This window comes from Amycolatopsis aidingensis (assembly GCF_018885265.1).
Lineage (GTDB): Bacteria > Actinomycetota > Actinomycetes > Mycobacteriales > Pseudonocardiaceae > Amycolatopsis > Amycolatopsis aidingensis.
On record NZ_CP076538.1, the window covers coordinates 4,930,523 to 4,954,029 of the forward strand.

24 protein-coding genes and 1 tRNA gene are annotated in these 23,507 nt (G+C 66.7%); 11 read left to right on the forward strand and 14 right to left on the reverse strand.

What is annotated here, in order from left to right; genetic code table 11:
- Positions 1-2,748, reverse strand: a complete 2,748-nt coding sequence (gene polA / locus KOI47_RS22520) for a DNA polymerase I (RefSeq protein ID WP_216206917.1) — start codon at positions 2,746-2,748, stop codon at positions 1-3.
- A 73-nt stretch (positions 2,749-2,821) separates the two neighbouring features.
- Between polA and KOI47_RS22525 the strand changes: the two genes are divergently transcribed.
- Together KOI47_RS22525 and KOI47_RS22530 are read left to right on the forward strand one after the other, a co-directional pair.
- Positions 2,822-3,259, forward strand: coding sequence for a PaaI family thioesterase (locus KOI47_RS22525; protein WP_232376177.1), 438 nt, complete (start codon positions 2,822-2,824; stop codon positions 3,257-3,259).
- Between the two features lie 4 nt (positions 3,260-3,263).
- Positions 3,264-4,235: a LysR family transcriptional regulator gene (locus tag KOI47_RS22530; protein WP_216206926.1), complete on the forward strand. Its 972-nt coding sequence runs from the start codon at positions 3,264-3,266 to the stop codon at positions 4,233-4,235.
- Here the strand turns inward: KOI47_RS22530 and KOI47_RS22535 are convergent.
- The 7 genes from KOI47_RS22535 to KOI47_RS22565 form a co-directional block, all read right to left on the reverse strand.
- Positions 4,204-5,007, reverse strand: coding sequence for a prolyl oligopeptidase family serine peptidase (locus tag KOI47_RS22535; protein WP_216206929.1), 804 nt, complete (start codon positions 5,005-5,007; stop codon positions 4,204-4,206). The two genes, KOI47_RS22530 and KOI47_RS22535, sit on opposite strands and share 32 nt — an antisense overlap.
- A 134-nt stretch (positions 5,008-5,141) precedes the next feature.
- Positions 5,142-5,855 carry an ABC transporter ATP-binding protein gene (locus KOI47_RS22540; RefSeq protein WP_216206932.1) on the reverse strand — a complete coding sequence of 238 codons (714 nt, stop codon included), beginning with the start codon at positions 5,853-5,855 and terminating at the stop codon, positions 5,142-5,144.
- Positions 5,842-6,699, reverse strand: coding sequence for an ABC transporter ATP-binding protein (locus KOI47_RS22545; RefSeq protein ID WP_216217479.1), 858 nt, complete (start codon positions 6,697-6,699; stop codon positions 5,842-5,844). Before KOI47_RS22545 ends, KOI47_RS22540 begins: the two co-directional genes overlap by 14 nt.
- A gap of 68 nt (positions 6,700-6,767) precedes the next feature.
- Positions 6,768-7,919: a branched-chain amino acid ABC transporter permease gene (locus KOI47_RS22550; protein WP_216206936.1), complete on the reverse strand. Its 1,152-nt coding sequence runs from the start codon at positions 7,917-7,919 to the stop codon at positions 6,768-6,770.
- A complete protein-coding gene (locus tag KOI47_RS22555) occupies positions 7,916-8,911 on the reverse strand; it encodes a branched-chain amino acid ABC transporter permease (protein ID WP_408629951.1) in 996 nt (331 codons plus the stop codon). The genes KOI47_RS22550 and KOI47_RS22555 overlap by 4 nt, the downstream gene beginning before the upstream one ends.
- Positions 8,912-9,076: 165 nt before the next feature.
- A complete protein-coding gene (locus KOI47_RS22560; RefSeq protein ID WP_332461420.1) occupies positions 9,077-10,288 on the reverse strand; it encodes a branched-chain amino acid ABC transporter substrate-binding protein in 1,212 nt (403 codons plus the stop codon).
- Between the two features lie 397 nt (positions 10,289-10,685).
- Complete coding sequence (locus KOI47_RS22565; RefSeq protein WP_216206945.1) at positions 10,686-11,297, reverse strand: ANTAR domain-containing response regulator; 612 nt, start codon at positions 11,295-11,297, stop codon at positions 10,686-10,688.
- Positions 11,298-11,470: 173 nt separating this feature from the next.
- Between KOI47_RS22565 and KOI47_RS22570 the strand changes: the two genes are divergently transcribed.
- From KOI47_RS22570 to KOI47_RS22585, 4 genes are all read left to right on the forward strand, one after another.
- Positions 11,471-11,544: transfer RNA gene (locus KOI47_RS22570), tRNA-Leu, on the forward strand.
- Positions 11,545-11,696: 152 nt separating this feature from the next.
- Complete coding sequence (locus tag KOI47_RS22575) at positions 11,697-12,905, forward strand: tyrosine-type recombinase/integrase (protein ID WP_216206948.1); 1,209 nt, start codon at positions 11,697-11,699, stop codon at positions 12,903-12,905.
- A 28-nt stretch (positions 12,906-12,933) separates the two neighbouring features.
- Positions 12,934-13,389, forward strand: a complete 456-nt coding sequence (locus KOI47_RS36495; RefSeq protein WP_216206951.1) for a restriction endonuclease — start codon at positions 12,934-12,936, stop codon at positions 13,387-13,389.
- Between the two features lie 409 nt (positions 13,390-13,798).
- Positions 13,799-14,386, forward strand: a complete 588-nt coding sequence (locus tag KOI47_RS22585) for an NUDIX domain-containing protein (protein WP_216206954.1) — start codon at positions 13,799-13,801, stop codon at positions 14,384-14,386.
- On the opposite strand, the gene KOI47_RS22590 is transcribed toward KOI47_RS22585, so the two are convergent.
- Positions 14,333-15,400: a tetratricopeptide repeat protein gene (locus tag KOI47_RS22590; protein ID WP_232376179.1), complete on the reverse strand. Its 1,068-nt coding sequence runs from the start codon at positions 15,398-15,400 to the stop codon at positions 14,333-14,335. The genes KOI47_RS22585 and KOI47_RS22590 overlap by 54 nt on opposite strands.
- Before the next feature lie 77 nt (positions 15,401-15,477).
- Here KOI47_RS22590 and KOI47_RS22595 point away from each other — a divergent pair, with 77 nt between their 5' ends.
- Positions 15,478-15,768 (forward strand): hypothetical protein, encoded by a 291-nt coding sequence (locus tag KOI47_RS22595; protein WP_216217767.1) that lies wholly within the window; start codon positions 15,478-15,480, stop codon positions 15,766-15,768.
- A 162-nt stretch (positions 15,769-15,930) separates the two neighbouring features.
- Here the strand turns inward: KOI47_RS22595 and KOI47_RS22605 are convergent, their stop codons facing one another.
- Together KOI47_RS22605 and KOI47_RS22610 are read right to left on the reverse strand one after the other, a co-directional pair.
- Entirely contained in the window at positions 15,931-16,149 is a 219-nt protein-coding gene (locus KOI47_RS22605) for a DUF397 domain-containing protein (protein WP_216206962.1), read from the reverse strand.
- A gap of 17 nt (positions 16,150-16,166) precedes the next feature.
- Positions 16,167-17,033: a helix-turn-helix domain-containing protein gene (locus KOI47_RS22610; protein WP_216206964.1), complete on the reverse strand. Its 867-nt coding sequence runs from the start codon at positions 17,031-17,033 to the stop codon at positions 16,167-16,169.
- Positions 17,034-17,550: 517 nt separating this feature from the next.
- Between KOI47_RS22610 and KOI47_RS22615 the strand changes: the two genes are divergently transcribed.
- From KOI47_RS22615 to KOI47_RS22630, 4 genes are all read left to right on the forward strand, one after another.
- The gene (locus KOI47_RS22615; RefSeq protein ID WP_216206967.1) at positions 17,551-18,489 is read left to right on the forward strand and encodes a hypothetical protein; all 939 of its coding nucleotides are present in this window, start codon (positions 17,551-17,553) and stop codon (positions 18,487-18,489) included.
- Between the two features lie 84 nt (positions 18,490-18,573).
- A complete protein-coding gene (locus KOI47_RS22620; protein WP_216206969.1) occupies positions 18,574-18,861 on the forward strand; it encodes a hypothetical protein in 288 nt (95 codons plus the stop codon).
- Positions 18,858-19,139, forward strand: coding sequence for a hypothetical protein (locus tag KOI47_RS22625; RefSeq protein WP_216206971.1), 282 nt, complete (start codon positions 18,858-18,860; stop codon positions 19,137-19,139). The genes KOI47_RS22620 and KOI47_RS22625 overlap by 4 nt, the downstream gene beginning before the upstream one ends.
- A gap of 64 nt (positions 19,140-19,203) precedes the next feature.
- Complete coding sequence (locus KOI47_RS22630) at positions 19,204-19,701, forward strand: helix-turn-helix domain-containing protein (protein WP_216206974.1); 498 nt, start codon at positions 19,204-19,206, stop codon at positions 19,699-19,701.
- A 54-nt stretch (positions 19,702-19,755) separates the two neighbouring features.
- Here KOI47_RS22630 and KOI47_RS22635 read toward each other — a convergent pair whose 3' ends face one another.
- From KOI47_RS22635 to KOI47_RS22645, 3 genes are all read right to left on the reverse strand, one after another.
- Positions 19,756-20,406: a hypothetical protein gene (locus KOI47_RS22635; RefSeq protein WP_232376180.1), complete on the reverse strand. Its 651-nt coding sequence runs from the start codon at positions 20,404-20,406 to the stop codon at positions 19,756-19,758.
- 203 nt (positions 20,407-20,609) lie between these two features.
- Positions 20,610-23,195, reverse strand: coding sequence for a caspase, EACC1-associated type (locus KOI47_RS22640; protein WP_216206977.1), 2,586 nt, complete (start codon positions 23,193-23,195; stop codon positions 20,610-20,612).
- Complete coding sequence (locus tag KOI47_RS22645) at positions 23,171-23,506, reverse strand: hypothetical protein (RefSeq protein WP_216206980.1); 336 nt, start codon at positions 23,504-23,506, stop codon at positions 23,171-23,173. Before KOI47_RS22645 ends, KOI47_RS22640 begins: the two co-directional genes overlap by 25 nt.
- Between the last annotated feature and the right edge of the window lies 1 nt (position 23,507).

Here is a 23,507-nt window from a genome sequence, read left to right on the forward strand (position 1 = left end):
CTAGTGCGCGGCCTCGTTCCAGGACCGGCCGAAGCCCACCGAGACCTCCAGCGGAACGGCCAGCTCGTAGGCGGCACCCATCGCCTCGCGCACCAGGCGTTCCACCTCGGCCCGCTCGCCGTCCACCACCTCGAGCACCAGCTCGTCGTGCACCTGCAGCAGCACCCTGCTGCTCGCCTGCGCCTCGCGCAGCGCCTGGTGCACCTTGAGCATGGCGACCTTGATGATGTCCGCCGCGCTGCCCTGGATCGGCGCGTTCAGCGCCATCCGCTCGGCCATCTCCCTGCGCTGGCGGTTGTCGCTGTTCAGATCGGGCAGGTACCGGCGGCGCCCGAAGATCGTCTCGGTGTAGCCGACCTTGCCCGCCTGCTCGACCACGGTGTGCAGGTAGTCGCGCACCCCGCCGAACCGGGAGAAGTAGGCGTCCATCTGCGCCTTGGCCTCCTCCGTGGAGATCCGCAGCTGCTGGGCGAGGCCATAGGCGGACAGCCCGTATGCCAGCCCGTAGGACATGGCCTTCACCCGGTACCGCAGTTCCGGGGTCACCTCATCGGGCTCGATGGCGAACGCCCGCGAGGCCACATAGGTGTGCAGGTCCTCGCCGGTGTTGAACGCCTCGATCAGGCTCTCGTCCCCGGAGAGGTGCGCCATGATCCGCATCTCGATCTGGCTGTAGTCCGCGGTCATCAGCTCGGCGTAGCCGGAACCGACCACGAAGGCGTCCCGGATCCGCCTGCCTTCCTCGGTACGCACTGGGATGTTCTGCAGGTTGGGGTCCACCGAGGACAGTCGCCCGGTTGCCGCGATGGTCTGCTGCAGGGTGGTGTGGATGCGACCGTCCCCGGCCACCGACTTGATCAGGCCCTCGACAGTGGTCCGCAGCCTGGTCGCGTCCCGGTGCTCGAGCAGGTGCTGCAGGAACGGGTGCTCGGTCTTCTCGTACAGCGTCTGCAGCGCCTCGGCGTCGGTGGTGTAGCCGGTCTTGGTGCGTTTGGTCTTCGGCATGGCCAGCTCGTCGAACAGCACCACCTGCAGCTGCTTGGGTGAGCCGAGGTTGATCTGCTTGCCGATCACCGCGTAGGCGTCGTCGGCCGCCTGCTTCACCCGCGCCGCGTAATGCGCCTCGAGCTCGGTGAGCTGGTCGAGGTCCACCGCGATACCAGCGGCCTCCAGCTCGGTGATCACCTCGAGCAGCGGCAGCTCGAGGTCGTCCAGCAGGTGCGAGCCACCCATCTTGCCGAGTTCCTCGGCAAGCGCCGAGCCCAGCTCGGCCACCGCGCGGGCACGCACCAGCTCGGCCTGCACCAGCTGGGCGTCCCCGTCCTCGGGCCCGCTGCCCGCGGAGTCCAGCAGGGACAGCTGCCCCTCCCCCGCTCCCGCCTCGGAGCGCAGCTCCCGTTGCAGGTAACGCAGCACCAGGTCGTCCAGCTCGAAGGAACGCTGGCCGGGGCGGACCAGGTAGGCGGCCAGCTCGGTGTCCATGGACAGCCCGGCCACCGTCCAGCCGCGGGCCCTTGCCGCGTGCAGCGGCACCTTCAGCGCGTGGCCGACCTTGGGAATCGCGCGGTCGGCGAGCCAGCCGGCGAGGGCGCTTTCGTCGGCCTCGTCCATGGCGGTGACGTCGATATAGGCGCCCTGCCCGTCCGGGGCCGCCAGGGTGACCGACTGGAAGTCGGCGTACACCGAGGCGCCCGTGGTGCGGAAGGAAAGGCCGATCGGCTGCTCGCCAGCCGCATGCTCGCCGAGCCAGCCTGCGACCGCGCCCGGCTCCAGCGCGTGCCCGCTGACCTGGAAGCCCTCATCAGCCTCCGGCTCGGCGCTGGAGAGGGTGGCGAAGAGCCGGTCCCGCAGCACCCGGAACTCCAGCTCGTCGAACAGCCGGTGCACCGCGTCCCGGTCCCATGGCCGCAGCTCGAGGTCGTCCGGCGTGGTCTCCAGCGGCACGTCCCGCACCAGCTCGGTGAGCTGCCGGTTGAGCAGCACGGCGTCCACATGCGCGCGCAGCGCGTCGCCGACCTTGCCCTTCACCTCGTCGATGCGGTCGACCAGCTCGCCGAGGGTGCCGAACTGCTTGATCCACTTCGCCGCGGTCTTCTCCCCCACCCCTGGGATGCCGGGCAGGTTGTCCGAGGGGTCCCCGCGCAGCGCCGCGAAGTCCGGGTACTGGGAGGGGCTGAGGCCGTACTTCTCCTGTACCGCGTCCGGGTCGAACCGGACCAGGTCGGACACGCCCTTCTTCGGGTAGAGCACCGTGACCGACCCGTTCACCAGCTGCAGCGCGTCCCGGTCGCCGGTGCAGATGAGCACCTGGTAGTCCGGTCCCGCCTGGGTGGTGAGGGTGGCGATGATGTCGTCGGCCTCGTAGCCCTCCTTGGTCAGGATCGGGATGCCGAGGACGGCCAGCACGTCCTTGATCAGGTCCACCTGGCCCTTGAAGTCGTCCGGGGTGGCGCTGCGGGTGGCCTTGTAGTCGGCGAAGGTCTCCGAGCGGAAGGTCTGCCGGGAGACGTCGAAGGCCACCGCGAGGTGCGTGGGCGTCTCGTCCCTGAGCAGGTTGATCAGCATGGAGGTGAACCCGAACACCGCGTTGGTGACCTGACCGGTGGTGGTGCGGAACCGGTCGGCAGGAACCGCGAAGAACGCCCGGTAGGCCATCGAGTGCCCGTCGATGAGCAGCAGCCGGGTGCCCTCGCCTGCCGGGGCCGGGGCTGTGGTGTTCGCTACGGTGGTGTTCTCAGTCGGGCTCACGGGGGCGAGTCTAGGCTGCAGGTCCGACACTCTTTCGGGAGTGTCCTTCAGCGTCATGAGCAGGGAGTCAACGGTGACCGAGCCCACCTCCGACGAGGCCCGTGCGCTGCTGTCCGGGATCGACCCGGCAGTGGCCGACCAGCAGCTCAACGACAAGATCGGGCTGGAGATCATCGAGCTGAGCCCCGAACGGGTGGTCGGCACGATGCCGGTCGCGGGCAACCTGCAGCCGTACGGGCTGCTGCACGGCGGGGCGAACGCGGTGCTCGCCGAGGCCCTCGGCTCCACCGTCGCCGCGCTGAACGCGGGCCGGGACCGGGTGGCGATGGGGCTGGAGCTGTCCTGTACCCATCACCGCGCCGTCCGCGCGGGGAAGGTGACCGGGGTGGCCAGCCCGGTGCATGTCGGGCGCGGGACCGTCACCGTGGACATCGAGCTCACCGACGACTCCGGCCGGCGCAGCTGCTCGGCCCGGCTGACCTGCGTGGTGCGGGACCGGCCGCCGAAGTAGCGGGATGGACCTCGACCTCGCGCAGGTCCGCGCATTCGTGGTCACCGCGCAGCGGCAGAGCTTCAGCCGGGCGGCGGAGCAGCTCTTCCTCACCCAGCAGGCGCTTTCCAAGCGCATCCGCAGGCTGGAGGAGGCGCTGTCGGTCCAGTTGTTCCTGCGCACCGGCAGGGCGACCGAGCTGACCGAGCAGGGCGCGCGGTTCCTGCCGCATGCGGTGGAACTGCTGCGGGTGGCCGAAGCCGCCGTCGCCGCACTGGACGGCGCGGCCAGGCCGCTACGGCTGGACCTGATCGACTCCCGGCTTTCCCCGATGTTCATGCTGCGCAGGATGGCCGAGCGGGACCCGGAGCTGCGGATCGAGCGCAGCCAGTTGCGCGGGCTGGCGAACGCGCTCGGCCCGTTGCTGCACGGTGAGCTCGACCTCGCCTTCGGCCGGGTGCGCGACCTCGGCCGGGAGCTGCCCGCGGAGCTGGAGCACCGGCTGATCCGGCTGGAGCCGCTGGTGGCCCTGCTGCCACCGGAGCATCCGCTGGCTGCGGGCGAGGTCGTCCGGATGACCGATCTGCGGGCGGAGGGAATCTGGCTGCCCTCGCTGGCCGGGCCGGTGGAGTGGCTGGCGTACCTGCGCCGGATGAGCGAGAGCCTCGGGGTGCCGCTGGACGAGTCCGGGGTCAGCTACGACCTCCGGCACACCCTGGAGCAGACCCGGTACGGCAGGCAGCGGGTCACCCTGGCCGGTGCCGATATGGAGCTCGCAGCCGACCTGAACCTGCGGGTGCTGCCGTTCGAACCGGCGCCGCTGTTCCCGTGGTCGGTGGTCTGGCACCGGGACAACCGGCATCCGGGCCTGGCAAGGCTGCTGGCACTGGCCGGCCAGACCAGCAGGGCGGAGTCCTGGTGTGACTACGACCCCGCCAGGAACTGGGTGCCTGCGGACGAGCCGGTTACCGCAGGCGGGAGCGGAACCACGCGGTGAACTCCGCGTCCACCGCTGCGGCGTGCGGGGTCTGCGCGGCCGCCTCGATGCCGGGCTCCTCGGCCAGTGCATGCGCCATGCCGCCGATGGTGACCAGCCTGGCCCGGTCACCGAGCTTGCCCGCCAGTGCCGCCGCGGGCTCGGTGAAGGCGATGTCGTCCTGCTCGCCGAGCACCAGCAGCACCTCGGCGGTCAGCTCCTCCGCGCGGCGCACGAAGTCGAACCGGTCGGCCACCGCACGGGACCGCTCGCTCCACGGGTACCGCACGCCGTAGGCCCGTTCGTTGCGCCCGACGGCTGCGGCGAGCTGGACCACCGGGCTCACTACGGCGGCGGCCGCGATCGGCAGCTCCGCGCGGGCCAGCACCTCCAGTGCCACCGCCGCACCCGCCGAGCCGCCGGCCACGCCGACCGGGCCGTCCGCGATGGGCAGGGCGGCGCGCAGCTCGGCGACCACGGCAGGGAACTCGGCCGCGGCCCGCTCGGTCACCGGTTCGGCGATGTTCAGCACGAAGTCCTCGCCCGCCAGCCGGAGGAACTCCGCGAAGCCGCCTTCCGGTGCCCTGCTCCCGCTCATCGGCAGCCCGAGGTGGACCCGCCAGGCCGGCAGTCCGGCCATCGGCAGCGCCGCGGCCATGGCCTGCTCGCTGCGCGGGGGTTCCATCAGGTGCCAGGTGACCACCAACGGTGCCGGTCCATCGGCCGCGGCCGGTGGGACGGCGACGTACGGAACCCCCGCGGCGATCCCCTCGACGGCTGGCGAAGTCTGCATGAGGTCTCCCCATCTTCGGTGGGCCGGGACCTTCCCGGCCCGCTGACCTCAGCAAACCGCCCCCGCACCGGCCCCGTCCAACAGCCATCCGGCGCCCGGCCACAACCGGCGGTTGTGACCGGGCGCCCGGTTGGTCAGGCGACCCCGAGGTAGGCCTCCTTGATCGACTCGTCGGCGAGCAGCTCGGCGCCGGTGCCGGACTTGACGATGTAGCCGGTCTCCAGCACGTAGGCCCGGTGTGCCCTGGACAGGGCCTGCTGGGCGTTCTGCTCCACCAGCAGCACGGTGGTGCCCTGCTCGTTGATCTCGGTGATGATCCGGAAGATCTGCTGGATGATCTGCGGCGCGAGCCCCATCGATGGCTCGTCCAGCAGCAACAGCTTCGGTTCCGCCATCAGTGCCCTGCCGATCGCGAGCATCTGCTGCTCCCCGCCGGAGAGGGTGCCGCCCACCTGGGTGCTGCGTTCGGCCAGCCGCGGGAACAGCTCGTAGACCCGTTCGAGTACCGCGCGGGTGGCCTTGCGGTCGCGGCGAGTGTAGGCGCCCATGTCCAGGTTCTCCGCCACGGTCATGCCGGGGAAGATGCCGCGCCCCTCCGGGGCCTGCGAGATCCCGCGGACCACGCGCAGGTCGGCCCGCAGCTTGGTGATGTCCTCCCCGCCGAAGGAGATCCGTCCCGCGGACAGCGGGCGGATCCCGGAGATGGCGCGCATGGTGGTGGTCTTGCCTGCCCCGTTGGCCCCGATGAGGGTGACGATCTCGCCTTCCTCGACGGTGATGGTGATGTCGGCGACCGCCTCGATACGTCCGTAGTGGACGGACACTCCGGACAGCTCAAGCAGGCTCATCGTCAGGCACTCCCAGGTAGGCGGCGATCACGGCCGGGTTCTCCCTGATCTCCGACGGGCTCCCCTCGGCGATCTTCTTGCCGAACTCCAGCACGACGATCCGGTCGGTCACGCCCATCACCAGCCGCATGTCGTGCTCGATCAGCAGTACCGTGTAGCCGTCGTCGCGGATCTTCCGGATCAGGCCCATGAGCTCGGCCTTCTCTCCGGTGTTGAAGCCCGCGGCCGGCTCGTCGAGGCAGAGCAGCTTCGGCTCGGTGGCCAGCGCGCGGGCGATCTCCAGCCGCCGCTGGGAGCCGTAGGGCAGGTTCTTCGCCTTGTCCGCGGCCCGGTCGGCGATATCGACGAACTCCAGCAGCGCCATGCCACGCTCGACCGCTGTCCGCTCCTCGCGGTCGTGCCGGGGCAGCCGCAGCAGCGCCCCGGTCACGCTGGTCTTGTGCCGGGCGTCCGTGCCGACCACCACGTTCTCCAGCGCGGTCATCTCGCCGAAGAGGCGGATGTTCTGGAAGGTGCGGGCGATGCCCCGCCGGGTGATGTGGTGTTTCTTGGCCTTGCCGAGTGGCTTGCCCTCCAGCAGCACCCGCCCCGAGCTGGGCCGGTACACCCCGGTCATCGCGTTGAAGCAGGTGGTCTTTCCCGCACCGTTCGGCCCGATCAGCCCGAGGATCTCGCCGCGCTGGATGGCGAAGGAGACCGAGTCCAGCGCCACCAGCCCGCCGAAACGGACGCTGAGGTCCTGCAGTTCCAGCAGGGTCTGCCCGACCTCGACGTCCATTTCGCGGTGGGGGGCCACGGCCTGCGCGACCTCGGCCTCGTGCTCGGCTCGCTGGCCGGGACTCATCCGGTCCAGCTCGGCCAGCAGCCCCTGGTCCAGGTAGACGGTCGGTTCCTCGTCCCGCCCCGGTTCGGTCACGGCTTACCCCCGTTCCGGTGCTCCCCGGTGAGTGGCGAGTCCCCGCTGACGCTCTCGCCCCTGCCGAGGAAGCGTTGGTACACCTTTCTGCCGTAGGCGAGCAGGTGCTGCCGCGCCCCGAGGAGACCCTGTGGCCGGAAGATCATCAGCACCACCAGCGCCATCCCGAAGATAAGGTACTTGTACTCGGCGATCACCAGGAAGCGCAGTGGGACGTAGGCGATGACGAACGCGCCCAGCACCACGCCCACCTTGTTCCCCGAGCCGCCGAGGATCACGGCACAGAGGAAGAGGACCGAGGTCACCACGTCGAACTTCTGGTTGTTCACGAAGGAGAGCTGGCCCGCGTAGAGCGCACCGGCCAGCCCGCCGATCGCAGCCCCGATCACGAAGGCCCAGATCTTGTACCGGAAGGTCGGCACGCCCATGAGCTGCGCGGCGTCCTCGTCGTCCCGGATGGCGACCCATGCCCTGCCGACCCGGGAGCGTTCCAGGTTCCCGACCAGCATGAGCATCACGATGATGATCGTGACGCAGAACCAGTACCAGGGTTTGCCGTCGGTGTTGGTGAAGATCGCGCTGCCGTCGGACCAGGTGCCTGGCGGCGCGCCGACCTCCTGGAAACCGCGGTTGCCGCGGAGCGGGTCGATGTTGTCCGCCAGCAGCCGGACGATCTCGCCGAAGCCGAGGGTGACGATCGCGAGGTAGTCACCGCGCAGCCGGAGTGTCGGCGTTCCGAGGATCACCCCGAACACCATCGTGATCGCCATGGCGATCGGCAGGACCACCAGGAACGGCAGCTTGGCCAGCACCGAGTCGGGGCTGGTGAACAGTGCCGCGACATAGGCGCCGATGGCGAAGAAGCCGACGTAGCCGAGGTCGAGCAGCCCGGCCTGGCCGACGACGACGTTCAGCCCGATCGCGATCAGCGCGAACCGGGCGACCTCGAACATCGCGATGGAGAAGTCGAAGCCCGGCTCGGTGGTGAGGATCGGCGGGTTCAGCACCGGGAGCAGGTAGATGAGCACGACGACCGGGATGAGCACCGCCCACTGCTGGAACCGGTTGAGCGTGCTCCACCACTCGCGGACCGGCCTGCCGCCGCTTCGCCTGGTGGGTTTCGGGGAGGTTGTGGTGGCCGTCGTCATACTCGTGCCTTCCCGAGAGACTCACCGAGGATGCCCGTCGGGCGGAACATCAGGATCAGGATCAGGACCACGAAGGCCACGATGTCCCGCCATTCACCGCCGAACAGCGACTGCCCGTAGTTCTCGAACAGGCCGATCAGCAGCCCGCCGAGCAGTGCGCCGCGGATGTTGCCGATGCCGCCGAGCACCGCGGCGGCGAACGCCTTGATGCCGAGCAGGAAGCCGCCCTGGTAGGAGGCCCCCTGCGGGATCTTCATCATGTAGAGCAAGGCGGCCGCACCCGCGAGCAGGCCGCCGACCAGGAAGGTCAGCATGATGACGCGTTCCTTGTTGACCCCCATCAGCGTGGCGGTGTCCGGGTCCTGCGCTACGGCGCGGATTCCCCTGCCGATCCGGGTGCGGTTGATGAAGGTGTCCGCGACAAGCATCAGGGCCAGCGAGGAGAGCACGATGATGATCGTGAGGTTGGTGACGCCTGCCCCGAATATCTGGAAGGCCTCCTCCGGCCGCATCAGCCGGATCGCCTGCTCCGCGTTGCCGCCGCGCCAGATGAAGATGATCTGCTGCAACACGAACGAGGCACCGATCGCGGTGATCAGGAAGGCCAGTCGGGGCGCCTTGTGTTTGCGTAATGGTCGATAGGCGACACGTTCCAGAATCACCGCCGTGCCGCCGGATATCAGCATCGCCGCTATCAGGGCGAGCAGCAGGAACCCGACGAGTTCGAAAATCGGCAGATCGGGCGTCGATCCGGGACGGAAACCGAGCCCGTAGAAGGTGAACCAGGTGGCGAAAGCACCATAGATGAAGACTTCGGAATGCGCGAAGTTGATCAGCTTCAGCACACCATAGACGAGCGTGTAGCCGAGCGCGATCAGCGCATAGATACTTCCTTGGGACAGTCCCTCGACGGTGTTGAACCAGAACTGCTCACCGAGGGCTTCGACGTCGAAATTGATCCAGGGGTCTTGCGCGAGAAACAGCGCGGGCAACTCGTGGCGCACGGCCTCACTCGTTTTCTACAGCACCAGGGCGCACGCCAGGCGGGTTCGACCGCCACACGCGCGCCCCGGATGCAGGCCATCAGTCGGGTCGGGAATCAAGGAAGGGAGTGGGCGCCGGGCCGACGTTGCCCGGCCCGGCGCCCACTCATTCAGTCACTTGATCTCGACATTGCGGACGATCTTGCCATTCTCCACTTTGTAAGTCCACACCGGAGTTTCGGTCAGGTCGCCCTTGTCGTCCCAGGTGAACTTCTTGGTCAGGCCCTGGCCCTCGTAGTTGGACACGTAGTCCAGCATGGCGGCCCGGTCGGTGTTGCCCTCGTCGATTCCCTTGAGCAGGATCGTGGTGACGTCGTACCCCTCGGCGGAGTACGTGCCAGGGGCCTTGCCGAACGCGGCGTTATAGGCATCGATGAAGTCGGTGAACTGGTCCTCGGGCACGCAGGGGCAGGTGAAGTAGGCGTTGTTCGCGGCCTCGCCCGCCCCCTTGACGAACTCGGCGTCCTTGATGCCGTCCGGACCGGCGAAGGTGGCGTCCACACCCTGGTCGTAGAGCTGCTGCGCGAAGGGCGCGGCCTCACGGTAGTAGCCCGCGTAGTAGATCGCGTCCGGAGACTCGCTCTTGATCTTGTTGATGACCGCGGAGAACTCCTTCTGCTTGGACTTGACCTCCTCCTGGCAGGCCACGCTGTCACCCAGCGCCTCCTTCACGGAGTTGGCGAGACCCACGCCGTACTCGGAGTCGTCCTGCACCACGCACACGTTCTGCGCGCCGAGGTTCTCGGTGAGGAACTTCGCCGCCGCCGGACCCTGGTCGGTGTCGGTTCCGACGCCACGGAAGAAGGTCTTCCAGCCGTTGCTGCTCAGGTCCGGGTTGGTGGCCGAGGGGGTGATGGAAACCAGGCCGGCCTCGTGGAAGATGTTGCCCGCGGCCTTGGACTCCCCGGAGAAGGGCAGGCCGACCACGCCGATGATGTCCGGGGTGTTGGCCATCTGGGTGACGATGCCCGGCGCCTTGTCCGGAACACCCTCGGTCTCGAACTCGGCGAGCTTCACCTGGCACTGCTCGTTGGCCTCGTTGTGCTGCTCGACCGCCAGCTTCACGCCGTTGAGGATGTTCTGACCGAGTGCAGCGTTCTCGCCGTTAATGGTTCCCGCATAGGCGATCGTTGTTGATGGATCACATACAGCATTGCCATCGCCTCGGGGATTTGCGGCGTCCACCGGCTGGGCCGGTGCGTCAGCCTGGGGCTGATTGTCGTTACCGCCACCGTCCGAACCGTCGTCGCGGGCGGCGCAGGCGCCCAATGCGAGCGAAGCAGCCGCTGCCAGCACGAAAACCCGTGTGAGTCGTGCTTTTGACACTCGTCCCTCCAAATGCCGACATGCCGCGTGATGAGCGGCGGTCCTCTCGAGGACTATGACTGGCCGATGAACGTAGCCGTCGGATGCCCCGATGCCCAGGGGCAGCCAAGGTCTTGTATCCACATCGTGACGGTCATCACCCGTGTTAGCGGCTTTTCTTACCTGATTGCCGGACTGCAACAATCGGAGCAGTAACGCGCTGTAAGACCTGGTCGTTGATTCGACCGGGACGTGGACCGATTCGGCTGATTTACGGGCCCCGGCCGATCAATGTTGCTTTTTCACCGGACCGGGCAACCGATCGTCGACTCACGGTAGCCGAGCCATGACCTTGTGGAAGGCAAAGACGGACCGCCGCCGCCTGACCGCGACAGGTGAAAGTGGAGGCAGGTACCGCTCAGCTGATGTTCTCGACCACGGCTTGCGCCACGGCCTTCATCGTGGTGCGCCGATCCATGGCTGTACGCTGGATCCACCGGAACGCGTCGGGTTCGGACAGCCCCTGCGCGGTCATCAGCAGCCCCTTGGCCCGGTCGATGATCTTGCGGGTCTCCAGCCGGTCGGTCAGCCCGGCGACCTCGGACTCCAGTGCCTGCAGCTCGGCGAACCGGCTCACCGCGAGCTCGATCGCAGGCACCAGGTCGCGCTTGGCGAAGGGCTTGACCAGGTAGGCCATGGTGCCTGCGTCCCGGGCCCGCTCCACCAGCTCACGCTGGCTGAACGCGGTCAGGATGACCACCGGCGCGATCCGATCCCCCGTGATCTTGGAAGCAGCCTCGATACCGTCCAGCTTCGGCATCTTGACGTCGAGGATCACCAGGTCAGGGCTAAGATCGGTGGCAAGCTTGATGGCCTCCTCACCATCGCCCGCCTCGCCGACCACCTCGTAACCTTCCTCGCGCAACATCTCGACCAGGTCAAGCCTGATCAGCGCCTCGTCCTCGGCGACAAGCACTCGCCGCTGGGGTTCGGCCACACCACCATTGGCCTCGGCAGCCACTTCGGTCACCGGGGTCCTCCTGCGCGCTCGACGGGTCGGCTGAACGCGGCGTACCGCGACACCAGAAGCTTACCGGGAGTGAAGCCACCTCCCGAGATGGTGTTCACCACGTGGCGCACCGGCCACCACCGGCGACCCAGGGCAAGACCATCCAGCCCGGTCGCGTAAAGTCTGCCGTCGCCGCCCCCGTAGCCCAATTGGCAGAGGCAGCGGACTCAAAATCCGTCCAGTGTGCGTTCGAGTCGCACCGGGGGCACACCGCCTGACCAGGCGTTACAACCAAACATAGATCAACTCTGTTGATCATTAGGTGCGGCCGTGGGTGCGAGTACACTCACGGCTACAGCTGCTGCGCGCTCCGATGGTCGCCAGCGCGGCCGGATCGAGGAACGCGGGGACTCGCTCCGCGTGATCGTCTATGCCGGGCTCGACCCGGTGACCGGCAAGCGCACGTACCTGCGTAAGACGATCGAAGGCACCGACAAGGCCGCGCAGCGGCGCGCGCAGAAGCAGTTGAACAAGTTCCTCACGCAGGTGGACGAGCAGCGCGCTCCGTCGTCGTCCGTGACACTCTCCTACGTGCTGGACGAGTGGATGCGTGTGACCGAGTTGGAAGAGAGCACGCGCAACACCTACGAGGGCTACATAGCCCGCACGATCAAGCCAGCGTTCGGCAACGAGCCAGCGCGCAAGATCGACGCGCGAGCGTTGGAGAGCCTCTACACCGAGCTACGGCGCTGCCGCGCCCGTTGCGATCGCAGGCCGTTCATCGAGAAGCACAAGTCGACCGAGGCCGATCACGACTGCAAGGCACGCGGGTGCAAGGTCCACACCTGCCGACCGCTGGGCGCCTCCACCGTCCGGCAGATCCACGCGATTCTGAGCGGCGCCCTCGGCGCCGCCGAACGCTGGGGCTGGATCGACGGCAACCTTGCTCGGATAGCCCGCCGTCCGAAACAGAAGCCACCGGAACCCGATCCCCCGACACCAGCCGAGGCCGCGAAGCTCGTCGAAGAAGCATTCCGGATGGATGACGACTGGGGAACACTGGTGTGGCTCGCGATGACCACGGGCGTACGCCGAGGAGAACTGGCCGGACTCCGGTTCTCCCGGATCGACCTGGACGCCGAGGTGATCGACCTACGCCGCAACTGGGTACGCGGCAAGGAGAAGGACACCAAGACACACCAGAATCGACGCATCGCGCTCGACTCGGAAACCGTGGTGCTACTCAAGGAACACCGTAAGCGCGTACAGAAGCGACTCAAGGAACTGGGTCGGAAGTTCACCGACGATCTGTTCGTCTTCTCCGGAACCAAGACACCGGACCACTCCGAACCCTACTCCCCCAACGCCGTCACGCAGCGATACAAGGACATGGCGACACGCCTCGGCATAGATACCCACCTCCATGCGCTACGCCACTACAGCGCAACCGAGCTACTCTCCGCTGGTATCGACTTGCGCACCGTCGCCGGACGTCTCGGCCACGGTGGGGGCGGCGCAACAACATTGCGCGTGTACGCCGCGTGGGTCGCAGCCACCGACCGCAAGGCCGCAGAAATACTTGGTTCAAGAATGCCAAAACAAAGCACCAGAAACACATACAGAACTTGAAAGCATAAAATGCCAAAGAAAGAGATATATGGAGATTCTAATTGAAGGCACTCCGCCAGCAGACTGGAAAGACCTGGAATCTCGAGCCGCCCAGATTCTACAAGAAAGCGGATGGCAAGCAGAGCGAGGAAAATCACTTCAACTAGCACGTGGATCAGTGGACGTAGACGTCTACGCATTCGATCCGAAGAGTTCCCCTCCTGCAACCATGATTGTTGAATGCAAGAATTGGCGAAGTCGAGTATCTAAGAATACGGTTCACGGATTAAGAACCGTCGTAGCCGACACTGGCGCTAACATAGGAATCTTAGTGTCGTCTTCGGGTTTCAGCAGGGAGCATCAGAAGCCGCCTTGCATAGCAATATCAAACTCCTCACATGGAACGAGTTTCAGTATCTGCTTGTGGAGCGCTGGTATAACGAATACATGCTTCCAACAATTCGGGCTGAATCAGAAGCGCTTATCGACTATACAGAGCCAATAAATAGCCGAATACTCAGAAAGGTGGACGAACTACCCGAAGTCAAACAGAAAAAGTTTATTGATCTTCGAAATAGGCACTTACGACTAGGGTCATTGGCAATCTCGCTGCTATGGAGGCCTGATAACTACGCACAGCGCGCATCCTTGCCAGAGATGCCACTGCGAAAGAAAATGAGCAAAAAATCAGGAATTCAGCCTCACTCCGACCTAGGCGAGATACTGGACGCGACAGCTCTAAGGCCGCTACTATTGGCATTAATTCAAAGTTTTCAAAATGCGACCTCGGATTTTGACGAAGTATTCGGCGGACGAGCATAGAATCCAGGATTTCTAATTGATGGCGGTCCGGCTCTGACCGAGGCTCCCTACGGCCGCCTGGGATACTTGTACAGGCCGTTAGGGTTACGCTTGTGAATGATGAACGTGGCGGGTGGCAGACCTTTGGCGAGCGGACGATCTATGACAACCGGTGGGTTCGGCTCGGGTTGACCGATGTGCAGGCGCCGAACGGTGAGCGGTGGGAGTATCACGTTGTCAACCTGGCGCGTATCGCGATAGCGCTGATCGTGGACGAGCGGGACCGGGTGTTGATGTTGTGGCGGTACCGGTTTGTCACTGATCAGTGGGGCTACGAGTTGCTTGGTGGGTTGGTGGAGGATGGGGAGGACCCGGCGGCGACAGCGGCGCGTGAGGCGGCCGAGGAGAGTGGCTACCGGCCGTTGGGCGAGCCGGAGCATCTGATCGGGTTCGAGCCGCTGCCAGGGCAGGTCAGGGCACAGGTGGACGTGTTCCTGTGGCGTGGTGCCGAGCGGATCGGCGAACCGACCGACACCGAGGAGGTCGGGCGGCTGGAGTGGGTGCCGCTGAGCCGGATTCCGGAACTTGCGCAGCGGCAGCAGCTTCTTGGTGCGGGCGCGTTGGTGCCGTTGCTGTACTACGTGGCTTCACGTGGCGTTGGTGGCTCCGGCGGGCAGGATGAGGCGCCCGAGTCGGCGTAGCTGGCGGTCGGACTTGATCTGGGTGGCGAGGCGGCGCGCCTGGCGGGCATGATCCAGTGCCGTGTCGCGGTCGCCAGCGGCGGCGTGCGCGAAGGCGAGATCAACGAGCATCCCGGTGCGTGCGCGTACGAAGTCCGGCGGCAGGCGTGGCAAGGTGTTGCCGATCTGGTCGATCGCTTCGGGATCGCCGAGCTTGCTCAACGCGCTGCCGCGCCAGCGGTCGAGGTGGACGCCGCCGAGGAACAGGAACGGCAGGGCGGGGTCGACCGGATCGGGCGGTAGCAAGGCGTCGGCCGTGTCGAATGCGCGCAGCGCATCGTCGCCGTGACCGGCCACCGAGAGCCCTTCACCGTGGGCCGCTGCGAGCCAGGCCCGGAGCAGTGGCGGTGCTGAGCGTTCGGCGAGTTCGCGGGCCTCGGCGAGTTGGCTGACGGCCATCTCGGTTTCCTGGATCTCGATCAGGATGAACGCTTGTTGTGCGGTGGCGTGTGCGAGCAGGGTCGGTGATCCGGCTTCGCGGGCGGCTGCCTTGGCGGTCTCGTGGTGGTCCCATGCCTGGCGGATGGCGTTGCGGTCGAGTGCTTCCCACCCGGCCAGTGCGGATACTTCGGTGAGGACGGTGGCCAGTGCCTCGCGTTGCCCGCGCAGGGTGCTGAAGCCGAGGCGCCCTTGAATGTGTTCGGCGTTGCCGCGTAGCTGGTCCAGGAGTGTCACGCCGCCGAACTTGCGGTCAACGTGCCGGGCGTAGTCGAGTTGCTGCCGGAAGGCGCTGACGGTCTCGGTGTCCACGGTCCGGGCGGCTGCGAGTCGCGCGCGTAGCTCGTCGGTGCCTTCGTCCACTCGCTCCGGTGGGAAGCCGAGTTCCTCGTTCGTGCGGCCGTACACGTCCCGGAAGAGCCGTTGGTAGGGCTCGCTGACCGCCTCGCGGCCGTTCTCCCACCGGGACAGCTTGGTTTTCAGGCTTGTCGGCGACATGGCGGGTACGCCGAGGATGTCGGCGCGCCGGAGCAGCATTCTGATGACGTCCTCGGCTTTGTAGTCGAGGTGTCTGCGGGTGACTTGGAGCTGTGTCCGCCACCCACCACCTCCGCGTGAAGATCGGTGTGCTGGTTGCGGCACGGACCGACCACGAGGCCAATGCGGGGCCGACGAGAACCCCGATCACGCCGGCGACCGGACTCATCACGGCCGGCAGGCAAGCTGCACTCACCAACCAAGTGTCCGCATCGAAGACCGAAATCGAAGACAGACGGGCCGAGCCGACCAGCCCACCGCTCACCCGAGTGAACAGCCACAGTCTCTCGACCGCGGATAAGGAAGGGCGGGGCCGCTTCGTCAACACGAGCGGCCCCGCCCTTCGCGGACGTGTCAGTTGCCGTTGAGCGGTGCGGGCTCGATGTCGTCGATCGACACCGCCCGACAGCGGTGACCGAACATGCGTGTCGAGGCCACCGGCACCGAGTTGTGGTTCCGAAGTAGCCGCCGACCCAGTACGGCTTCCACTCCGGCACACTCGGCGTTGTTGCTCATGCTGTGACTACACCTCAAGCAGCGGGTGTTTGGACGGTGGCGCTGCTCATCACGAGCCGGACGAACGACCTCCAGGTGGAGTGGCTCAGCACGAGGTTGGGACCCTGGCCAAGCTGCTTGGAATCGCGGATACCGATGGCGTCTTCGGTGTACGCGACCTCGACGCAAGCACCCGAGCCGTTGCTTCGGGTGCTCTTGCGCCAGCGGGCGTTGGTGAAATCGGACGCGGACATAACCCTTCTCCTTGTCCTCACGTCCGGTCCCGACGGATCTCGGCGATGCGCCGGGCGGACGCTTCCGTGTCGAGCGCGAGTTCGCTGACGCGCTCAAAGTTCAGGGTATATGCCTCAATGCTCGGCTCGTCCTCGATGAACCACCCGTCATCGAGGTTCTCCAGGTAGACCGCCGCGACGTCACCGTCGCCGAAGTCGAGCAGGTGGTAGGAGGCACCGAACCCGGGGTACGGGCCGAGCTCCACCGGCAGTACCTGCAGCGTGATGTGCGGCTGCCGGGCCTTGATGACCAGGTGGTCGAGTTGCTCGGCCATGGTATCCACCCCGCCGACCGCCTGGAGCAGGGCTGATTCGTGCACCACGGCGTGGAGGTGGAGCGGGTTCTCCGGATCGTCCAGCCGTGCCTGACGTTGCTGGCGGAGGTGGCGCCGTTCCTCGACAAGCTGCTCATCGGGTGTGCGTAGCCAGGCCCGGACCAGCGCATCGGTGTAGGCCGCGGTCTGCAGCAGGCCCGGGATCAGCAGGGCTTCGAGGTTCCGGACGGCCGTCGCTTCGGCCTCGGTTTCGAGGTAGTCGGTCAGGTACGTCGGTACGGTGTCCGGTCCGTAGTCACGCCAGAAGCCCGGATCGTCCAGCGCTTCGACAGCCAGCTTCACGACCCGGTCGCGCTCCTCGTCCTCGACCCCGTAGATCGTGGCGAGGGCGATGATCTCGGCCGGCCCTGCCGGATAGGTCGCGGTTTCGAACCGGCTCAGCTTCGCGTGCGGCCAGTGGAGCTGTCCGGCGACGTCTTGGAGCGTGCCCGCGTCTCGCTCCTTGCGCCAGCGACGAAGCGTCCGGGCAACTCTTCGCTGGCGGACGCTGGGTCGCGTCGTCTTGGCCACTGAGGTACCTCCCGAGATCGTTGCGACCGAGCCTATCGGCGCCCAGTGCCTCTCATGCATGACTACCCCAATGTAGTGAACGTGTTCATATTGAACATGTTCATCGTCTACCGTGAACAAGGTCACGTTGTAGGCAGCAGATTACCCGGTCGCCCCTGGAGGACCCGATGGCACTGCTCGTCCGGTACCCGGCACCCACAAGCAGCCTGGTGGACCGGAACAGACCCCGACCTGAGCCGGTCCACCAGGTGTCCATCCGGGCGGCCTCGCAGAGCGGGCCACGACCCCTCTGCGTCGGGCCAGCGCGGCGGAGCTGCGGCGGCGGATGCCGCGTCGACGGCGCTCTCGGCCGCCGCGTGACCCCATGGTGCGCGGCGAGCGCCAGGCACGCGGGTATCCGCATCGCCTCCCTCCGCGATCCGCATGCCTGCCGCGCACCTGCCGGTCCGCACGGCCGCGGTGAACCCAGCACCAAGGCCGTGCGGACCGGCCCCCGCCCTGAAACGAGGTGAAAGGCATGACACAGCGCAAGACCGCACTCCCCCTGATCCGGCTGCTGGCCCGGCTCGGCTGGCAACCCAATCCGGACGCCTGGACGATCCGGTGCCGGGACGGTCACGGCAAGCGCGCGCGGCTACGGGTCCAGCTCGCGACGACCGGCGTCGCCGTGGTGCCCTCCGCGCCGGGGCCGTGGTGCCTCGGTCCGCTGGAGGGCGGGCGACTGCGTCGAGTGCTCGCCGAGGCGTTCCTCAGCTACGGGCATCTCGCCGGAACCGAGCCGCGTGATCTCGCGCCCCGAGCACACCACGGTCCGCGGGCCGCGGTCACACGCCGGTGCGCTCCTCGCCCGCAACAACCGCCCGAACCTCACGACCCGTCGTCGCCGGCGGCGAGCACGCGACACCCCGCGGAGGAAACCACTGCGACAGCGAGCGCAACGAGGCCCAGCGACCGACCGGCGGCAGCACCGCGCTGGCTGCGCGACCTCGCGCACGCGCGAGTCGAGTACCAGGGCCAACTGGGCTGGCCGGTCCATCTCGAGGTCAAGGAACGGCGCCTGGTCACCCAGGCCGGTACGGCATTCGACGCGCTGACCATGCCCTTCGACCTGGCCGAGGAGACCCGGCGAGACCTGGAGATCGCCATGCTGGTGGGACCGGTCTTGACCGGTCCCGGACGGCGGTGGTGGACGTTCCTCACCAAACCAGCGCCCTCGCGCAGGCTGCATGTTCCTGCCGATCTTCACCAGCTGAGAGTCCGGCCGATTCCGCGCGGCACGCACATCGTCCTGCCGTTCCACATCGACGTGCGTCAGCCTGAGTCGTGGCAGTGGATCGAGTCGCCCATGCTTCGCCGCACGTTGCCCCCGTGGTCGACCGTGGTGGCGGTCGCGCGCCGGGTCGCCAATCGCCGGAGCGTTGAACTCGCTCCGCCTACCCGACCACAGGTGACGTGACGGAGCGCTGCCGAATCACCTCCGGGGCACGCCCTTGCCCAGACGCTGCCGCTCAGGTCCGGCGGCTTACGACCGGGAACCGCTATGCAGAAGTCCACGCTCAATTGGGTGCCGCTCGACCGCGACACCTACCGCGTCACCTTTGACGGCAGGGTGTGGATCCTGCGGCGAACCCCAACAGCCAAACGCCCTTGGCTTCTCCATACGAAATGTGACGGCCGGACGGCGGGATGTCACTGTCGCGAGCAGGAGATCGGTGTGTCCGCTCTAGCCGACGCGCAGCGCGTGGCCGAGGTCTGGCTGGACATGTCCTCGCCCCGGTACGGACTTTCCTGGTGGGACGAAGATCATCAGGCCGGAGGCCACACATGAGCTACGGCGGCCACGAGGAACATCAACTGAGCGTTCCTGTCACGACGCGCTGCAGCGCTGGAATGATCCTCTACCAAGGTCGCCTGCCCGCCCTGGTGATCGACTACGGGGGCGCCGAACTCATCCTGGTTACCAACGAGGAGCGCTCACTCGCCACCACACGCGAATTTATCATCAATCTTATTTCCGCGTCCGCGGCAATGATGAACGCGCTCACCGTAATGATGCACACCGGCCGACATCGTCTCCACGAACAGCCGGACGACAAGGAGACGTAAAGAATCGCCCGATTACCACCCAAACTACAGGGGTCAATTCGCCTCAAACGTCAAGGACCTACGCATGACCATTCAGCCCACCAGCCTATGCTCCAGCGAAACTTACTGCCGAGCGCTCGGAGACGAACTCCGCCGACTGCGAAGACGCCGCGAATGGACTCGAAAGGATCTGCAAAAGCGACTCCGAAGCAATATTTCCTTGCAGACGCTGGCAACCTACGAGCTGGGAACTCGGCACTGCTCGGTGGTCCGGCTTATCGAGCTGTGTCTCGCCTTGGATGAACAGCCGGAAACGCTGATCGCGAAGGTACATCGGCGCGTATTCCCGGACAACCCGGGCTGCATTCGGGTGAGCCTGACACACGTTGTTGCCGACAGTCAGCCAGAGCTGCTACCCCTGCGCCGGTGGGCGGAAAACCAGCTGCGACAGCACAAACCATCTGGATCGGACGAGGTACTACTCAGCCTTGCCGCGATCGAGTGCATGGCCGAGCTCTGCGCCATTCCAGCCGCCGACCTGACCGCACACCTCCTCACCCTGCGTTGCCCGAACGACCGATAAACGGCATGAGGCCTGCGCCAGAAGCTAGCAGCGGCAGAAGAGTGCGGCGCAAGTCTAGGAGCGGCCCTTCCAGGGATGCCCGATGCCCGTTCGTGTCGCGCTGCTGCCGGGTGGCAGGTCGAGGACGTCGATCAGGCTGTGGTCCTCGTCGATGGCGTGGTGCAGATGCCCGGTCTTGGCGGTGCTGCCGTCCGCGTCGGAGGAGCCGATGAGCTGCCAGGTGCCGTCATCGGCGTCATGCTGGACCAGCAGAATGGGCTCGCGGCGCTCGAAGACCTCGAGGGTCTGGACGCAGGTGGTTCGCAGCAGCCAGTGCCACATCCACCAGGCCCGCCGATCGCGCTGCATGATCTGGTCGGTGACCCACCAGACGAACGGCAGGTCCTCATGGGCGCGTGCCTCATGCGCGGTCAGGTCCGGGCCGCCCTGTGGGACGCTCTCGAACGGGTCGTCGATCAGCGAGAACGCATGCCCGCCCTCGTTCTCGAAGATGACCGCATGGAAGGTTCCGCCGCCGGGGTTACCCGCGCCGATCCCGACCGACAGGCGAGCGACGTGCGGGTCTGCCCCAGTGGTCCAACCGAATGCGTACGAGGCCAGCTCACCCTGCGGCCCGACAAACTCCCCGAACGCACGTCGATCCATTCCCGTAACAGCCTTCGTGGGCACCTCGACCAGCGCACCCTCCAGCACCTGAACATCCACGCCCGCACGATAGCCGATCAAGAAACCACTCTCTCAGGTACACGCCACCCCTCTGCCACTTGGCTACCCGGACACACACAGCGGCACGAGCGGATGGTTGACAGATGTCGCTGACCATCGTCCCCGATGGCAGGGATACACCGAACATCTACAAGTTCGTCGCGGTGGAGTTCACCGGCGTCCCGCGGCAGTCCTCCTGGTCGTCAGTCGAGGTCGTTGCCGACCACCGCGGACCACTCCTCCGCCGGTGCGGGTCGATCCTTTTCGTCAAGCTGGGTAGGCATGACCTCGTCGAGACCCGCGTGTGCTCCTGCGGCTTCGGAACCAGCCATCACGGTCGCCTCCGACAGTCGCTTGTTGGCCCGGGTTCCGCTGCCGAGGTCGGTCACCGTGACGTGCACGGCCCCATTCGCGTCGATGTCGACGAGGACCTCGATCTGCGGTACGCCCTGGGGCACCGGAGGCAGGTCGGTGAGTTCGATGACGCCGACCTTCTTGTTGTCTTCGGCCAGGTCGTGGTCGCCCTGGAAGACCTGGACGGCCACGGTGGTCTGGTTGTCGTCGGCGGTGGTGAAGATCTCCGAGCGCTTGGTCGGGAGGGTGGTGTTGCGCTCGATGAGCCTGGTGAACACCCCGCCCTTGGTCGCGATGCCCAGCGACAGCGGGGTCACGTCGAGCGGCAAAACGTCCTTGACCTCGCCTTTGAGCACACCGCCTTGCAGCGCGGCGCCGACCGCGACCGCCGTGTACGGGTCAACCTCGGCCAGTGGGATCGGGCTGTCGCCGAGGGACGTGAGCATCCGCGAGATGGCCGGGAGTGCCGCGGAGCCGCCCACGGCGGCGACGAGGTCCACCTCGTCAGCCGAGATGCCGACGTCCCGGAGGACGTCCATGACCTTCCGCCTGCACCGTTCGACGAGATCCGTGGTCCGGCGCTCGAACGCGATGCGGTCCAAGGTGACGTCTAAGTGCACGGGTAGCCCGTCAGCCTGGGCCAGGTAGGGCAGGTGCACGCGAGCGGTGGTGGCGTGCGAGAGCTCGATCTTGGCCTTCTCTGCCTCCTTGCGCAGTCGCCACGCCGCAGTGGAGTCCGACCGCGGGTCGACACCGCTCGCCTCGATCGCGAGTTCGACCAGCCAGTCGAGCAGCCTCTGGTCCCAGTCCGACCCGCCGAGGCGCTCGTCGCCGCTGGTCGCGCGGATCTCAACGACCCCCTCGCCGAGCTCCACGACTGAGACGTCCAGTGTTCCGCCACCGAGGTCGAACACAAGGATGGTCTGCTCCTTGTCGCCAAGTGCGGAACCCGCCGCCAACGCAGCCGCCGCAGGCTCGTTGATCATCCGCACGGCGTTGAGACCGGCGAGGCGCGCGGCGCGGCTCAAGGCGTCCCGCTCAGCGACGCCGTAGTGCGCGGGGATAGTGATGACCGCATCGCCCACCGGCTCTCCGAGGTACCTTTCCGCATCCCGCCTGAGCTGGTCGAGGATGAATGCCGCCACGTTCTCGGCACTGTACTCCGCGTCGGCGACGACAAAGGACCGGCCAGTCCCCAACGCCCGCTTGACCTCGGCGATCGTGGTACTCGGGCGCAGGTGCGCCTGGTCCTTCGCGACGGCTCCGACATCCACCACCGATCCCTGGATGGTGACGACGCTGGGCGTGAGCTGCACGCCCAGGTGGTTCGACACGACCACGGGGCGGCCGTCGACCAGGACGGCAACCACCGAGTTCGTCGTGCCAAAGTCGATCCCGACGCTGTGCGACGTGGGCTCGACCGTCCGCTCGGCCGCCAGTCCGACCGCGATCGGGACGGCGCTGCCCACCTTCTCCCGCCACACGGCCAGGGCCCGCTCCGCCACAGCCTCGTCCGCGTCCCGTGTCAGCGGCACCAGCGCCTCTCGCGCAGCGTTGCCGGTCTGGACGTCGTCGAGGAGCCGCTCGAGCCCGAGTGTGGCCCCGAAGCGCTCCCAGGGCTCTCCGTTCACCACCGCGCGATGGATCGCGGCGGGTATCGGTGGCTCAGCCTCGTGGCCCTGATACAGAGCGCGGATGTTGCGCGCGAGGTAGATGGTCCCGCTGAGGCGGTCCATGGACAGCTCGGGCTTCTGATTCGCGACCTGTTGCGCCACGCGCATGCTGACGAAGCGGTAGAGGTCCTCCACGCTGACCTGACCGTCGGAGTCCTGATCCGCCAGGCCGGTGCTCATCCCTTCGATCACCGCGGAGGTGAAGACCGAGGGCTCTCCTGCCGGCTTGCTCAGCACCGTGGACTCGTAGGCGTACTGCAGGGCCGAGCATGCTGTGATGACCGCTTTACCGTGGCCCTGGAAACGCTTGCCGACCACAGGCTCGTCCTGCGCGCCCCGTTGTCGGAGGCCACGCGTGTAGCCGCCACTGAAGCAGCAGTCCAGCAGCAGTACTGTCCTGCGGGCGCGGGACTCATCGATACAGTCGTTGACGAACTGGGCGGAGATACCAGTGGCCGCGAGGTAGGCGGACTCGGTGTCCCGCGCGACGAAGTGCAGCTCACGAGTAGCGGAGACCTGCCCATGGCAGGACATGTGCAGCAGAAGCAGGTCGTCCTGCTCCGCGGTGGCAAAGAACTCCTCGATGTCCCTGCGCACGGTCCTGGCGTCCTTGTCGGGCACGACGGTGACATCGAACTCGCCGATCGCCCGGGACCCGAGCACCTCGGCGAGCTGCTGGGCATCACCTGCCGCGCCCGGCAGCTCGGTCCAGCGCGGGTCGTCGTACACCTGGTTCGCTATGAGCAGCGCCCGCTTGCGCAAATCTGAGCTCCCAAGGTGTCAGCGATCGCGAGGACCGACTCTCCGTGTTGTTCGCTACCGTTATCCCGCGCGATCAATCGCGGCGCAAGGACGGCGGCCGAGCCTCGGGCGGCCGACGCCACCCGCGATTCGCTCCACGGATCCACGTCGTTCTCCGTCGTTGCCTCGGCGACCTCGCCGGTATCGTTGACCAAGTGCTCACTATCTCCCTTGCCGTTGTCGATGACGACCCAGAGCGGGTCGACGACCTCACTCGACAACTCGCGCAGGAACTCAGGGCCACCGAAGCCGACCGCGTCGAGGTGATCCATG

Coding starts and splice junctions, on each gene's coding strand:
- KOI47_RS22530 (WP_216206926.1), top strand. CDS start 3,264: ATGGACCTCGACCTCGCGCAGGTCCGCGCATTCGTGGTCACCGCGCAG.
- KOI47_RS22535 (WP_216206929.1), bottom strand. CDS start 5,007: ATGCAGACTTCGCCAGCCGTCGAGGGGATCGCCGCGGGGGTTCCGTAC.
- KOI47_RS22540 (WP_216206932.1), bottom strand. CDS start 5,855: ATGAGCCTGCTTGAGCTGTCCGGAGTGTCCGTCCACTACGGACGTATC.
- KOI47_RS22545 (WP_216217479.1), bottom strand. CDS start 6,699: ATGAGTCCCGGCCAGCGAGCCGAGCACGAGGCCGAGGTCGCGCAGGCC.
- KOI47_RS22550 (WP_216206936.1), bottom strand. CDS start 7,919: ATGACGACGGCCACCACAACCTCCCCGAAACCCACCAGGCGAAGCGGC.
- KOI47_RS36495 (WP_216206951.1), top strand. CDS start 12,934: ATGGAGATTCTAATTGAAGGCACTCCGCCAGCAGACTGGAAAGACCTG.
- KOI47_RS22590 (WP_232376179.1), bottom strand. CDS start 15,400: ATGCTGCTCCGGCGCGCCGACATCCTCGGCGTACCCGCCATGTCGCCG.
- KOI47_RS22605 (WP_216206962.1), bottom strand. CDS start 16,149: ATGTCCGCGTCCGATTTCACCAACGCCCGCTGGCGCAAGAGCACCCGA.
- KOI47_RS22615 (WP_216206967.1), top strand. CDS start 17,551: ATGACACAGCGCAAGACCGCACTCCCCCTGATCCGGCTGCTGGCCCGG.
- KOI47_RS22620 (WP_216206969.1), top strand. CDS start 18,574: ATGCAGAAGTCCACGCTCAATTGGGTGCCGCTCGACCGCGACACCTAC.
- KOI47_RS22625 (WP_216206971.1), top strand. CDS start 18,858: ATGAGCTACGGCGGCCACGAGGAACATCAACTGAGCGTTCCTGTCACG.
- KOI47_RS22630 (WP_216206974.1), top strand. CDS start 19,204: ATGACCATTCAGCCCACCAGCCTATGCTCCAGCGAAACTTACTGCCGA.
- KOI47_RS22645 (WP_216206980.1), bottom strand. CDS start 23,506: ATGGATCACCTCGACGCGGTCGGCTTCGGTGGCCCTGAGTTCCTGCGC.